The sequence below is a fragment of the Sphingopyxis sp. GC21 genome, from assembly GCF_025727575.1.
In the GTDB taxonomy this organism is placed as follows: Bacteria; Pseudomonadota; Alphaproteobacteria; order Sphingomonadales; family Sphingomonadaceae; genus Sphingopyxis; species Sphingopyxis terrae_A.
This window is the reverse complement of record NZ_CP095845.1, coordinates 3103743-3116916: the sequence shown is the minus strand read 5'-3', so window position 1 is coordinate 3116916 and position 13174 is coordinate 3103743. Positions and strand designations below refer to the sequence as shown.

At 67.5% G+C, this 13174-nt stretch carries 12 protein-coding genes; 8 read left to right on the top strand and 4 right to left on the bottom strand.

All coding sequences use genetic code 11. From position 1 onward, the window contains the following. Nucleotides 1-60: 60 nt before the first annotated feature. From trpS to secB, 3 genes are read right to left on the bottom strand one after another with little or no spacing between them, the layout of a single operon-like run. Nucleotides 61-1077, bottom strand: coding sequence for a tryptophan--tRNA ligase (gene trpS, locus MU856_RS15125; RefSeq protein ID WP_062901580.1), 1017 nt, complete (start codon nt 1075-1077; stop codon nt 61-63). 3 nt (nt 1078-1080) lie between these two features. After that, entirely contained in the window at nt 1081-2679 is a 1599-nt protein-coding gene (gene murJ, locus MU856_RS15120) for a murein biosynthesis integral membrane protein MurJ (protein ID WP_263587836.1), read from the bottom strand. 27 nt (nt 2680-2706) lie between these two features. Beyond that, the gene (gene secB, locus MU856_RS15115; RefSeq protein ID WP_003041665.1) at nt 2707-3219 is read right to left on the bottom strand and encodes a protein-export chaperone SecB; all 513 of its coding nucleotides are present in this window, start codon (nt 3217-3219) and stop codon (nt 2707-2709) included. 262 nt (nt 3220-3481) lie between these two features. Here secB and MU856_RS15110 point away from each other — a divergent pair, with 262 nt between their 5' ends. Genes MU856_RS15110 through MU856_RS15100 form a run of 3 tightly spaced genes read left to right on the top strand, consistent with a single transcriptional unit; the run spans nt 3482 to nt 6090 of the window. Next, complete coding sequence (locus tag MU856_RS15110) at nt 3482-4150, top strand: Tim44/TimA family putative adaptor protein (protein ID WP_238929766.1); 669 nt, start codon at nt 3482-3484, stop codon at nt 4148-4150. A gap of 8 nt (nt 4151-4158) precedes the next feature. Beyond that, a complete protein-coding gene (locus MU856_RS15105) occupies nt 4159-5511 on the top strand; it encodes a murein transglycosylase A (RefSeq protein WP_062901582.1) in 1353 nt (450 codons plus the stop codon). A 6-nt stretch (nt 5512-5517) separates the two neighbouring features. Next, complete coding sequence (locus MU856_RS15100; RefSeq protein ID WP_062901583.1) at nt 5518-6090, top strand: Smr/MutS family protein; 573 nt, start codon at nt 5518-5520, stop codon at nt 6088-6090. Between the two features lie 3 nt (nt 6091-6093). Here the strand turns inward: MU856_RS15100 and dapE are convergent, their stop codons facing one another. After that, complete coding sequence (gene dapE, locus MU856_RS15095) at nt 6094-7227, bottom strand: succinyl-diaminopimelate desuccinylase (RefSeq protein WP_062903096.1); 1134 nt, start codon at nt 7225-7227, stop codon at nt 6094-6096. Between the two features lie 119 nt (nt 7228-7346). On the opposite strand from dapE, the gene MU856_RS15090 reads away from it, so the two are divergent. From MU856_RS15090 to MU856_RS15070, 5 genes are all read left to right on the top strand, one after another. Next, the gene (locus MU856_RS15090; protein ID WP_062901584.1) at nt 7347-7814 is read left to right on the top strand and encodes a cupin domain-containing protein; all 468 of its coding nucleotides are present in this window, start codon (nt 7347-7349) and stop codon (nt 7812-7814) included. After that, nucleotides 7811-8431 (top strand): LysE family translocator, encoded by a 621-nt coding sequence (locus MU856_RS15085; RefSeq protein ID WP_263587835.1) that lies wholly within the window; start codon nt 7811-7813, stop codon nt 8429-8431. The genes MU856_RS15090 and MU856_RS15085 overlap by 4 nt, the downstream gene beginning before the upstream one ends. A gap of 159 nt (nt 8432-8590) precedes the next feature. After that, nucleotides 8591-9472: an OmpA family protein gene (locus tag MU856_RS15080; RefSeq protein WP_062901586.1), complete on the top strand. Its 882-nt coding sequence runs from the start codon at nt 8591-8593 to the stop codon at nt 9470-9472. 100 nt (nt 9473-9572) lie between these two features. Then, nucleotides 9573-11981, top strand: a complete 2409-nt coding sequence (locus tag MU856_RS15075; protein ID WP_062903097.1) for a ligase-associated DNA damage response DEXH box helicase — start codon at nt 9573-9575, stop codon at nt 11979-11981. A 77-nt stretch (nt 11982-12058) separates the two neighbouring features. Beyond that, complete coding sequence (locus MU856_RS15070) at nt 12059-13117, top strand: aspartyl protease family protein (RefSeq protein WP_062901587.1); 1059 nt, start codon at nt 12059-12061, stop codon at nt 13115-13117. The last annotated feature ends 57 nt before the right edge of the window (nt 13118-13174 follow it).

The following is a 13174-nucleotide window of genomic DNA, read 5'->3' as shown; positions in this document are numbered from 1 at the left end:
GCGCGGCTGAACCTTGGTTTAACCCGCTTCGTCGCAGCTCCGTTCCACGCAGACAATGACTTAGCGGCAAAGCCCCAAGACTTTGTATGTGGTGTCGAGCGTCGGCTTTGCAAGCGCGCGTGCCTTGTCGGCGCCCTTGTCGAGGATCGCGTCGAGCGCCGTCTGGTCGTCCTTGAGCGCGACGAAGCGCGCGTTGATCGGCGCCAGCCGCTCGACCAGCAGCTCGCCGAGCGCGGGCTTGAACGCGCCGAAGCCCTGCCCGCCGAACTGTTGCAGCACCGCGTCGGTGCTCGAGTCGGCAAGCGTGGCGTAAATCCCGACCAGATTGCGCGCCTCGGGCCGCCCTTCCAGCCCTGCGGCCTCGGACGGCAGCGGTTCGGGATCGGTCTTCGCCTTCTTCACCTTCTGCATCATCGTGTCAGCATCGTCGGTCAGGTTGATGCGGCTCATGTCCGACGGATCGGATTTGGACATCTTGGCCGACCCGTCGCGCAGGCTCATGATCCGTGCCGCGTCGGGCGGGATGATCGGTTCGGGCAGGGTGAAGACCGGGTCTTGCGCGCTCGCATAGTCATTGTTGAACTTCTGCGCGATGTCGCGCGCCAGCTCCAGATGCTGCTTCTGGTCCTCGCCGACGGGAACGTGCGTCGCCTGATAGAGCAGCACGTCGGCCGCCTGCAGCACCGGATAGGTGTAGAGCGCCGCCGAGGCGCCCTCGCGATTCTTGCCCGACTTGTCCTTGAACTGCGTCATCCGGTTCAGCCAGCCGATCCGCGCGGTGCCGTTGAGCAACCATTGCAGCTCGGCATGCGCGGGGACGCGCGCCTGGTTGAACAGGGTCGAACGGTCGGGGTCGATGCCGCAGGCGACGAGCGCCGCAGTCATCGCGCGGGTGTTTGCGGTCAGATCGGCCGGGACGTGCGGCATCGAGATTGCGTGCAGGTCGGCCAGAAAGAACAGGCAGTCGCCGCCTTCGCTCGCCACCTGATCCTGCATCCGCACCCAGTTGCGGATCGCGCCCAGATAATTGCCGAGGTGCAAATTTCCGGTGGGCTGGATGCCCGAAACGATCCGCATGTCTTACTCCTGTGTTGGCGCGGGCTTGCCGCGGCGCCGCGTCAGCATGGCGACCAGATCCTTGTCAAGCGCACCGACAAGGAAAGCCACGGCGAAAAAGGTCGCGCCGCCCGCCAGCACGAGCGCGGCGAGCGCGCCGACCCGTTCGGCGACATTGCCGCCATAATAGGGGGCGACGACGGGCATCAGCCAGACGAGCAGCGCCGACATTGCCGCGACCGCGACGATCTGCCGCGCGATCCGGCTTGCCAGCCGGGCGGTAAAATGGAACCAGCCGCGGCGGTGGAGCACGGCATAGAGCAGCAGGCAGTTGAAGCTTGCCGACGCTGCGGTCGCCCCGGCGAGTCCGACGATGCCATAGCGTTCGACGACATAGAGGTTGATCGCAATATTGAGGGTGAGCGCGGCGAGCGCGGTCCACACCGGCGTCCGTGTGTCTTCGCGCGCGAAAAAGCCGGGGTTCAATATCTTGACGATCACATAGGCCGGCAGCCCCGCGACCAGTGCCACGACGATATGGGCCATGATTGCGCCGTCGGCCGCAGTGAATTTGCCGCCCACGAAAAAGGCGGTGACGAAGGCGGGCGCGCAAATGGCAAGCGCGGCGGCGGCGGGCAGGGTGAGCAGCGTTGCCATTTCAAAGGCATTGCTCTGCAACCGCTGCGCCTCGGCGGCGTCGCCGCTGTGAATATGGCGCGACAGCATCGGCAGGATCGCTGTGCCGAGCGCAATGCCGACAATGCCGAGAGGCAACTGGTTGAGCCGGTCAGCGAGCTTGAGCAAGGTTAGCGACCCCTGCGGCAGCGAGGTGGCGAAGAAGGTGTCGACGAACTGGCTGATCTGGTAGATGCCCGCGCCGAACGTGGCGGGAAGGATCAGCATGCCCAGCCGCCGGACCTCGGGCGTCAGCCGCGGCAGCCGCAGATGCAGGCGCAGCCCGGCGCGTCGCACCGCCCACCACAGATAGGCAAGCTGGGCAACCCCCGCGAGGCTGACCGCTGCCGCGAGCGCGAGCGCGACGATCCGGTCGTCGTGACTGTCGCCGCGCAGCCACCAGCCGGTGATGATCCCGCCGATCAGCACGATGTTGAGGAGCACGGGCGCAAAGGCGCCGGGCGCAAAGCGCGACCGCGCGTTCAGCAGGCCCGACAGCATCGCGACGAGGCTGATCAGCGCCAGATAGGGAAAGGTGACGCGGCTGAGGAAGACCGCCAGCTCGAACTTGCCGGGAACGCTGCCAAAATCACGCGCGAGAATCCACACGATTCCCGGCATTACGGCCATCATGACGCCCGAAAAGACGAGCAGCGTCCACAGAAAGACCGACAGCACATCGTCGGCGAAGCGCGCCGCCGCCGCTTCGCCGTCGCCTTCGCTGCCGTGCAGCGCGCGACTGTACATCGGCACGAAGGCGACCGAGAAGGCGCCCTCGGCAAACAGCCGCCGAAAGGTGTTGGGCAGGGTGAAGGCGAGCTGAAAGGCGTCGGCCGCCAGCCCGGCTCCGAGCACGCGCGCAAGCAGCATGTCGCGCGCGAAGCCGAAGATCCGGCTGAGCAGCGTCAGCCCGCCGATCGTCCCGACGTTCTTGACCAGGCTGCTCATCGGATCAGCCGGCCGCCGCTGTCGGGATCAGGCCTGGCCGACCGGCGCGGCGTCGCCCGCCTGTTCGGCCTGCGCCTGCACCTGCTGCATGAACAGGCCGTGGAAATCGATCGGGTCGAGCAGCAGCGGCTGGAAACCGCCATCGCGCACGACGTCGGCAACGACGCGGCGTGCGAAGGGGAACAGGATGCGCGGCGCTTCGGCGAGGAAGAAGGGCTGAAGCTGATCGTCGGGGACGTTGCGCACGCCGAACAGGCCCGCATATTTGAGCTCGATGACAAAGGCCGTGCCTTCGTCATGCTTGGCGGTGACATCGATCTTCAGCGTCACTTCGAACAGATTGTCACCGACGCCGTCGGCGGCGATGTTGAACTGGACGTCCATCTGCGGCGCCGACTGCCACTGGAAAACCGCCGGAGCATTGGGGTTTTCGAACGACAGATCCTTCACATATTGCGAAATCAGGCCGATCGCGGGGCTGGTGTCTTCGCCATTCGCCTGCGGTGCGGGATTGATGTCGATGCTGGTCTCGTCGGCCATGTCAGATGCGCTTTCGTTGAAACGATGGATGAACTGTGGGTCACCGTCCGCAGGCCGTGCAAGGCCCGCGTCAAATGGTTGCGGCGGCGCTTAGCAGCGGCGGCGCGCCAGCACAATGGCTGCAAGAGCCGCGGCCGGGCGCCCGTCGAAGGGACGAATCGTTGACCCGCCGCGATGGTGCGGTCATGGAGATTTGAAACATGTGCCGGCATCGCCTATGTAAAGGCGACGTCTTTACCCTTTGTCCGTATCGGATTTGCTTGTGACCGCTTTCTCGATCATCCTGCTCGCCATGATTGCCGCCTTCCTCGGCATGCGGCTCTATTCGGTGCTCGGCAAGCGGACGGGGCATGAGCAGGAACCCGTGATGCCGCGCCGCGACGACCGCGCCGCGCCGGCGCCGGTGCGGCTCGACGAAGCCGATGCGGCGGGCTCGTCGCGTGATCAGGCACCGGTGAAAAGCGGACTTGTCTATGAACCCTCTGCCGAAGCCGGTCTGCGCCAGTTGCTGGCGAGCGACCGCCACTTCGATGCCGGCCGCTTCATGGACGGCGCGCAGGCGGCCTATCGCATGATCCTCGAGGCCTTCTGGAAGGGCGACCGCGACACGCTGCGCGACCTGTGCGACGACGACAGCTACGAAGGCTTCATCGCGGCGATCGAGGATCGTGAAGCGCGCGGCGAAAAGCTGGAAAATCGCCTGATCGGGATCGATTCGGCCAAGATCACCGCCGTCGAACTCGGCCGCAATGAAGCGCGCATCACCGTGCGCTACCAGGCGGATATCAGCGCGGTGACGCGCGATGCCGACGGCAAGCTGATCGCCGGATCGATGACCGACGGGGTGCAGACCGACGATCTGTGGACCTTCCGCCGCAAGGTCGGCAGCAGCGATCCCAACTGGCTGCTCGACGAAGCCGACGTCGCCTGAGCGGCAGCATGACGTTCCGGGGGGACGCCGTGCCGGATCGCAGGCCGCGCCTTCGCTGCGTCGGCCTCGCGCTTCTCTTGACCGTTCCGCTGCTGTCGGGCTGTGCCTCGGTGATCCCGGCGGCCGCCGGACCGCGCCCCGCCCCTGCGACTAACCCGACACCGACTCCGGCCCCCACGACCGCCGCCCCGCGCCCTTATCAGCCGCGCCCCTCGGTGCCGCCGGGCGCCGCCGCGAAGCCGATTCCCGCAACCCCCAATCCGCCGCTCGCCGCCCCGCCGGTTCCCGCGACCGCGACCAGCGCGGTCGAAAGCGGCGTCGTTGCCGGTCCCGAATTTAATGCGCTGGGCATTGCGCCCGAACAGGCGACCGCCGCGCTGATCGCCTTCCGGCTGAGCTGCCCGTCGGTGCAGCGCCGTACCGATGCGAGCGGGCTCACGCAGCCGAGCGAATGGGCCGAAGCGTGCAGCGCCGCGAGCGGCTGGGCCGACCGCGATGCCGGTAATTTCTTCAGCCGCTATTTCGGCACGGTGCAGGTCGGTGCAGGCACCGCCTTCGTCACCGGCTATTACGAACCCGAAATCGCCGCCTCGCGGACGCGGCGGCCGGGCTATGACGTGCCGATCTACCGGCGCCCTGCCGATCTGGTCGATGTCGACCTTGGCCTGTTTTCGAAAGACTTGCAGGGCAAGAAGATCCGCGGCCGCGTCGATGGCAGCAATTTCATCCCCTATTTTGATCGCCTCGCGATCGAACGCGGCGCGCTTGCCGGGCGCGGCCTGGAAATCGCCTGGGCGGCCGATGCGGCCGAATTCTTTTTCCTGCAGGTGCAGGGGTCGGGGCGGCTGCGCCTGCCCGACGGCGGCGTCATGCGGATCGGTTACGACAGCCAGAACGGCCGCGATTATGTCGGCATCGGCAAGCTGCTGCTCGACCGCGGCGCGCTCCAGCCGGGGCAGGCCTCGATGCAGGGCATCCTCGATTATCTGCGCGCCGACCCGGTGCGTGGTGCCGCGGTGATGAATGAAAATCCGAGCTGGGTCTTCTTCCGCGAACTCACCGGACCCGGGCCGCTCGGCGCGCTCGGCGTGCCGGTCACGGGCCGCGCGAGCGTCGCCGCCGATCCCAAATATGTGCCGCTCGGCGCCCCGGTCTTCCTCTCGCTCGACCGCGCCGAGCCCAATGGGCTGTGGGTGGCGCAGGACACCGGCGGCGCGATCAAGGGCGCGAACCGGTTCGACAGCTTCTGGGGCGCCGGCGACAAGGCGCGTGCGATCGCGGGTGGCATGGCGGCGCGCGGTTCGGCGCTGATCCTGCTGCCGCGCGCTGCGGTCGCGCGGCTCACCGCCGCCGCGCGCTGACCGGCGATGGCGCGCCGCCTCGCTCCCGAAGAAAATGCGCTGTGGAAACGGGTCGCGGCCACGGTGAAGCCGCTCCATCGCGCACCGTCGCCGCTCGAACCGGCGGCGCCGCCGACGGTGCGTCCCCCCAAGCCGGAGCCGCGCGGCCTCGCCGTCGCCGCCGCGGCGCGGGCCCGGCCCGCCGCGCTCCCCCCGCCGCGCCGTATCCATGGGCAGGCGACGCTCGACAGCCATTGGGACCGGCGGCTGCGCAAGGGGCACGTCCGCCCCGACCTCAGCATCGATCTCCACGGCCACAGCCTTGCCTCGGCGCAGGCGCTGCTCGACGATGCGATCGGGCGGGCGCTGCTGCGCGGCGCGCGCGTGCTGCTCGTCGTCGCGGGGCGCCTGCGGCCGGGCGCCGACCGCTTGCCGCAGCCGCACGAACCGCGTCCGCGCGGCGCAATCCGCGCTTCGCTGGCCGACTGGCTGGCGGTGTCGCCCCATGCCGACCGCATCGTCGCGCTGCGCCCCGCGCACATCAGCCATGGCGGCGCGGGCGCGGTCTATGTCATCCTGCGGCGCAGCCGCGAGGATTAGGCGTCAGCGAAGGGCACGGTCCAATATGCCGCGATAGATGGCCGTCAGCGTGTGCAGGTCTTCAACCGCGACCGCCTCGTCGAGCTTGTGCATCGTCGCATTGGTCAGCCCGAATTCGACCACCGGGCACAGCGCATGGAGGAAGCGCGCGTCAGAGGTGCCGCCGGTCGTCGACATGTCGGCTTCGATGCCCGTCTCGGCCCGGATCGCGTCGGCGACGAGCGACGACAGCGCGCCCGGCGGGGTCAGAAAGGCCTCGCCCGAAATCTTGCCGATCACCTTGGCCGCGGGCTCGACGTCCTGCGCGATGCGCTCGACCATCGCGACCAGATCGGCGCCCTTCTGCTGGTCGTTGAAGCGGATCGACAGCCGCGCGCGCGCCGATGCCGGAATCACGTTGGTCGCGCCATTGCCGACCTCAAGGTCGGTGAACTCGATGTTCGACGGCTGGAACCAGGCGGTCCCCTCGTCGAGCGTCACCGTGTCGATCGCCGCCAGGATGCGCACCAGCTTGGGGATCGGATTGTCGGCCAAGTGCGGATAGGCGACATGGCCCTGCGTCCCCGGCACGTCGATCCAGATATTGACCGATCCGCGCCGGCCGATCTTCACCATGTCGCCGAGCCGGTTCACCGACGTCGGTTCGCCGACGATGATCATGTCGGGCTTCACCCCGCGCGCATCCATATGCTCCATCAGCGCGCGGGTGCCGAAGATCGCCGGGCCTTCCTCGTCGCCGGTGATGATCAGGCTGATCGTTCCTGCTTCGGCGGGGGTTGCCGCCGCCGCGGCGACGAAGGCGGCGATCGAACCCTTCATGTCGACCGCGCCGCGGCCGTAGAGCAGATCGCCGCGAATTTCGGGCGCGAAAGCATCGCCGGTCCAGCCGACGCCCGGGGGTACGACGTCAAGATGCCCGGCAAAGCCGAAATGCACCGGGCCGGTGCCCGCTCGTACCGCGAGCAGATTTTCGACCGGCCCGTCGGGTTCGATCCCATCGATGAAGCGCTCGACCGTGAACCCGAGCGGGGCGAGCGCCGCCTCCAGCAAGTCGAAGACGGCGCCGGTCGCGGGCGTGACGCTCGGCGCGGCGATCAGCGCCCGGGCAAGGTCGACGGGGTCGATGGTCATGGTCATGAGCATCCTTTATCCGTTCGTGTCGAGCGAAGTCGAGACACCATTCGTCCGTGCGCTGCGCCGAGGGGCATCTCGACTTCGCTCGATGCGAAAGGCAAAAGGGAGATCGGAGGACCGCCATGCCCAAGCTCGATCTCGACACCATCCCCCAGACCAACGTCACCGGCTATCCCGCCCCCTATGACGCGCCGGTACAGGGGCGCTGGTACCGCCGCCTCGCGCCCGCCTCCGGCCTTGCCGATTTCGCCGCGAGCCATGTCGTGCTGAAACCCGGCGCCTGGTCGTCGCAGCGCCACTGGCACGACGGCGAGGACGAGATGCTCGTGATGATTTCGGGCGAAGCCACGCTCGTCGAGGACGCGGGGCGCTGGCCGATGCGCGCGGGCGACATTGCGGTATGGCCGAAGGGCAGCACCAACGGCCATCATCTGGTCAATGAATCGGACGCCGACTGCGTCTTCGTCGCCTTGGGCGGCGGCAAGCTGCACGATACCGGCGGCGGCTATTCGGACATCGACATGCTGTTCACGCCCGACGGCTATTTCCACAAGGATGGCACGCCCTATCCGACGAAACGCCTGCCGTGACCGACGCCGACTGGATCGGCTTTGGCCTGGCGGTGCTGCTGATCGAACTGACGCCGGGCCCGAACATGGCGTGGCTCGCCGCGCTGGCGATGGGCGAAGGGCGCCGCGCGGGGCTGGCCGCAACCGCTGGGGTGGCGATCGGCCTGTTCGTCAACGCGGTCGCCGGCGCGCTCGGTATCGCCTTCATCGTGTCGGCCAGCCCGCTACTGTGGCAGGTCTTGCGCTGGGGCGGCGCCGCCTTCCTCCTCTGGCTTGCCTGGGAAAGCTGGCGCGACGCGGGCGAAAATTCACCGGCGCTGATCGCCGCGCCGGGCCGGTCGCGGCACCATTTCCTGTCGGGGCTGGTGGTCAATCTGCTCAATCCGAAGGCGATGCTCTTTTACGTCGTCGTCATCCCGCGCTTCAATGGCGGGCAGGTGCCGGGCTTCGGCCTCGCCATTGCGCTCGCGCTCGTCAGCATCGCGATCGCGACCGCGGTGCACCTGACGATCGTCGTGGCGGGGACCCGGGTCGGCGGCTGGATTTCAGACCCGGCGCGCACCCGCACCGTCCGCCGTATCCTCGCGCTCGCGATCGTCGGGGTGGCGATATGGTTTGCGCTGACCGCAGGCCGCTGACCGCCCGAATTGCGCCGAAAGTGCGCCCTCACCAACGGTTCGCCGCACAATCTGCTCATATGGACGGCGCGATCAATCAACGGCCTTGCCGGACGATTTCAGGTGCAGAAAAGGACGGCGGGAACTCGCGGGGGCGGCTCGGAATGAAGGAGTAGCGTAATGCGTGCAGTTTCCATGAAATCGAAGCGATTGTTGTTGCTGGCGATGCTTGCCGGCTCGGTCAGCACCGCAGTGGCGGTGCAAGCGCAGGATGCGCCCGAAAGCGACGGGTCTTTGCTCGTAACCGGCGCCGCGCCGCCAGATATGGCGCAGATGGCCGAAGGCCCGAAGGTCGAAGGCATCATCTCGGCGCGCAGCGGCGACCGGATGCAGGTGACGACCGCCGACGGCAGCAACACCGTGATCACCATCGCCGACGCCACGACGATCAAGTCGAGCGGCGGCTTCCTGGGCCTGAACCGCGACAAGCTCGGTGCCGAAGCGCTGCTCAACGGCCTTCCCGTGTCGGTCGAGACGCGCCAGTGGGAAGGCGGGCTGGTCGCCAGCCAGATCGATCTCAAGAGTAAGGATCTGCGCACCGCCTCGATGATCCGCAACGGGACCGATCAGCGGTTCGCCGAACAGACCGCGGCCACCGAAGCGCTGCGCGGCCGGATGGGCGACATTGACCAGTATAATGTGAAAGCCACGACGACGGTGAATTTCGACACCGGCCAGTCGGTCCTGTCGCCGCAGGCGAAATCCGATCTGTGCGCGGTCGCGCAGCAGGCGGAAAGCATGGACAATGCCCTGCTGCTCGTCGTCGGCTACACCGATTCGACCGGCAGCGAGGAACTCAATCAGCAGCTCAGCGAAAAGCGCGCCGGACGCGTGGTGAATTATCTGCAGCAGGCGTGCGGCTGGAAGCCCTATCGCATGCTCACGCCGACCGGAATGGCCGAAGCCGATCCGGCAGCGAGCAACGACACGGTCGAAGGCAAGGCGCAGAATCGCCGCGTGGCCGTAAATATCCTCGTCAGCAAGGGGCTCGACGGCCTCTAAGCCAGACACACGCGGGGCGGGTTCACGCCCGCCCCGCCCCATGGGCGGGCGCGAAGGGGAAGGGGTTGCCGCGGCGCGGCGTCGGCGCCACATCTTGCGCATGTCGCTTCCCGCTCCCTTCGCCGGCTGGTTCGCGCACCGCGGGTGGCGGCTGCGGCGGCACCAGGCCGACATGCTCACGGCGGCGCAGCGCGGCGAAAGCGCGCTCCTCGTGGCGGCGACCGGCGCCGGCAAGACATTGGCCGGCTTTCTCCCCAGTCTGATCGACCTTGCGGCCAACCCGTCCGACCGGTTGCACACCCTCTATGTCTCGCCGCTCAAGGCGCTGGCCGCCGATGTCGAGCGCAACCTGCTCGGTCCGATCGCCGACATGGATCTCGACATCAGCGTTGAGAGCCGGAGCGGCGATACCAGTTCGGACAAAAAGGCGCGCCAGCGCAGTCGGCCGCCCAATATCCTGCTGACCACCCCCGAATCGCTGTCGCTGCTGCTCTCCTACCCCGACAGCTTCGCGATGTTCGCCGATCTGAAGACGGTGGTCATCGATGAAATCCACGCCTTCGCGACCGGCAAGCGCGGCGATCTGCTCAGCCTCGCGCTCGCGCGCCTCGAACGCGTCGCGCCGGGGCTGCGGCGCGTCGGCCTGTCGGCGACGATTGCTGATGCGGACGCCTATCGCGCCTGGCTCGCGCCCGAGGGCGATCCGGCGCGCGTGACGCTGGTCGAGGGCGAGCGCGGCGCCGATCCCGACATTTCGATCCTGCTGCCTGAAGGGGCGGTGCCGTGGGCGGGGCATTCGGGACGCTATGCGGTGCATCAGGTGATGGCCGAAATCGCGAAGAACCGCACGACGATCATCTTCTGCAACACCCGCGGGCTGGCCGAGCTGATTTTCCAGGAATTGTGGAAGGTCAACGACCTGTCGCTGCCGATCGCGATCCATCACGGCAGCCTCGACCGCGAGGCGCGCCAGCGCGCCGAAAACGCCATGGCCGAGGGGAGATTGCGGGCGCTCGTCGCGACCTCCAGCCTCGATCTCGGGCTCGACTGGGGCGATGTCGACTGCGTGATCCAGATGGGGGCGCCCAAGGGTTCGTCGCGGCTGCTCCAGCGCATCGGCCGCGCGAACCACCGGCTCGACGAACCGAGCCGGGCGCTGATCGTGCCGGGCAATCGCTTCGAATATCTTGAGGCGCGCGCCGCACTCGACGCGGTCGAGGCGGGCGAGCGCGATGCCGATCGCTTCCGCCCCGGCGCGCTCGACGTGCTAGCGCAGCATGTCATGGCCCTCGCGTGCGCCGCACCCTTCCGCGAGGAGGATCTGCTCGCCGAAATCCGCGGTGCGCAGCCCTATCGCTGGATCGACGCCGCGCTCTTTGCGCGCCTGCTCGGTTTTGTGCGCGACGGCGGCTATGCGCTTAAAAGCTATGATCGCTTCCGCCGCTTGGCGCCCGACGGGCAGGGCGGCTGGCGCATCGCGCACCCCCGGCTCGCGGCGCAGCACCGGCTAAACGCCGGCATCATCGTCGACGCCCCCACACTCGACGTGCGCTTCAAGAACGGACGGCGCCTCGGCAGCGTCGAGGAATATTTCGCGAGCACGCTGACCGCGGGCGACACCTTCGCCTTCGCCGGCCTCAGCCTCGAGGTCGAGACGATCCGCGACACTGACCTCATCGTGCGCGCAACGACGCGTCCGGCGCGTATTCCCTCCTATGTCGGGGCGCGGATGGCGCTGTCGTCGCGCCTCGCCGACCGGGTGCGCGCTTTCCTGGCCGATCCGGCGAGCTGGCGGCGATTTCCAGAGGATGTGCGCTTTTGGCTCGAGATGCAGGCGCTGCGCTCGGTGCTGCCGCGCCCCGGCGAACTGCTCGTCGAAACCTTCCCGCACGAGGGCGCGCATTATCTTGTCTGCTATCCGTTCGAGGGGTGGAACGCGCACCAGTCGCTCGGCATGCTGCTGTCGAAACGGATGGAGCGCGCGGGGCTCCAGCCGCTCGGCTTCGTCGCCTCCGACTATGCGCTCGCGCTCTGGTCGCTGAAACCGGTCGCGCATCCCGAGGCGCTGTTCGACGCGACCATATTGGAAGGCGAGTTCGTCGAATGGGTCGAAAATTCGCACCTCCTGAAGCGCGCATTCCGCGAGGTTGCGGTGATCGGCGGGCTGATCGAACGCCAGCATCCGGGCAAGCGCAAGACGGGCAAGCAGGTGACCTTTTCGACCGACCTCATCTTCGACGTCCTGCGCAAATATGAACCCGATCATCTGCTGATCGAAGCCGCCTGGGCCGACGCGCGCGAGCGGCTCACCGACGTCGCGCGGCTCGGCGACCTGCTCGACCGCGCGGCGGGGACGATGGTGCATCAAAGGCTCGATCGCATCAGCCCGCTCGCGATCCCGGTGCTGGTGCTGATCGGGCGCGAAAATGTCGCGGCCTCGGACCTCGACGACGCGCTGCTTGGCGAGCTCGCCGATACGCTCGCGGCAACCGCGATGGGGAGCGAATGACGGGGTTGGTCGCACGATTGCTGAAAATCGCGAAGGGGCGTATTATAAGCGTATAACAATAAAGAGAGGATGCCGCCATGAAGCATAATGTGCATCGCCCCGCGCTGATGGCGTTGTTGCTCGCCGCACCGCTGTTGATCGGATCGGCCCAGCCTGCCGGCGCGCCGGCAGCGCCCGCAGCACCTGCCGCTCCCCCGGCCGCCGCGGAGCCAACTCCCGATATGGTTGTCGATCCCGCAACCGGCGCGCTCATTCCCTTCATTCAACCCTTCGATCTCGATGCGACGCGGCGCATGGCGGTCGATGTCATGATTGGTGGGCAAGGCCCATTCTCCTTCCTCGTCGATACCGGAGCTGAGCGGACGGTAATCGCGCGCGAACTGGCGGATCGGCTGAAGCTGGCGCCGGGCGAACAGCTCCGGCTGGCGACCATCGGCGGCTCTGCGACCGTCCCCAGCTTTCGGGTCGCCGCCCTGCAGATGACCGACCTTGAGATGACCGGCTTGGTCGCGCCCGCCTTCTACGGCCGCCATATCGGGGCCGCAGGCCTGATCGGCGTCGATATGCTCGAAGACCGGCGCGTACTGATCGACTTTCGCAAGCAGCACATGGAGATACTGGCAACGCGAAAGCGTGCTACACCGATTATCCGCGACGACGACGCCATCGTCGTCACCGCGCGCAATGCCGCGGGCCGCCTTATCCTGTCCGACGCCCGGCTCGATGGAAAGCGCATCGACCTCATCGTCGATACGGGCGCGCAGACGAGCGTCGGAAATCTGGCGTTGCAGCGACTGGTTGCGGCGAAGCGCGCCAACCGCGTGCCATTTGTCGAGACTATGCTGAGCGCCGTGACCGGCGAGGCGGTTTCTGCGACGCGGACGGCGATCAAGCGGATTACGGTCAAGGGTCTGGACCTCAACGACTTGCCCGTTAGCTTCGCTGACAGCCAAGCCTTTCGCGCGCTGGGTCTCGATGATCGGCCGGCCTTGCTGCTGGGGATGGACAGCATGTCACTGTTTGACCGGATCGAGATCGATTTCCCCAACCGCCGCGTCGTCTTCGATTTGCCGAGCGGTGCGAACCGCGAGACCGGCCAGCGTTTCGCGCTCAACAATGCGAGGAGCGGGAGCTAGCAAAGCGATCGGTTCGTGGCGCTTGCCCGCGGCGCGGTAGCGCGCCATAGCGGCGCG

Coding starts and splice junctions, on each gene's coding strand:
- trpS (WP_062901580.1), bottom strand. CDS start 1,077: ATGCGGATCGTTTCGGGCATCCAGCCCACCGGAAATTTGCACCTCGGC.
- murJ (WP_263587836.1), bottom strand. CDS start 2,679: ATGAGCAGCCTGGTCAAGAACGTCGGGACGATCGGCGGGCTGACGCTG.
- secB (WP_003041665.1), bottom strand. CDS start 3,219: ATGGCCGACGAGACCAGCATCGACATCAATCCCGCACCGCAGGCGAAT.
- MU856_RS15105 (WP_062901582.1), top strand. CDS start 4,159: ATGACGTTCCGGGGGGACGCCGTGCCGGATCGCAGGCCGCGCCTTCGC.
- MU856_RS15100 (WP_062901583.1), top strand. CDS start 5,518: ATGGCGCGCCGCCTCGCTCCCGAAGAAAATGCGCTGTGGAAACGGGTC.
- dapE (WP_062903096.1), bottom strand. CDS start 7,227: ATGACCATGACCATCGACCCCGTCGACCTTGCCCGGGCGCTGATCGCC.
- MU856_RS15090 (WP_062901584.1), top strand. CDS start 7,347: ATGCCCAAGCTCGATCTCGACACCATCCCCCAGACCAACGTCACCGGC.
- MU856_RS15080 (WP_062901586.1), top strand. CDS start 8,591: ATGCGTGCAGTTTCCATGAAATCGAAGCGATTGTTGTTGCTGGCGATG.
- MU856_RS15075 (WP_062903097.1), top strand. CDS start 9,573: ATGTCGCTTCCCGCTCCCTTCGCCGGCTGGTTCGCGCACCGCGGGTGG.
- MU856_RS15070 (WP_062901587.1), top strand. CDS start 12,059: ATGAAGCATAATGTGCATCGCCCCGCGCTGATGGCGTTGTTGCTCGCC.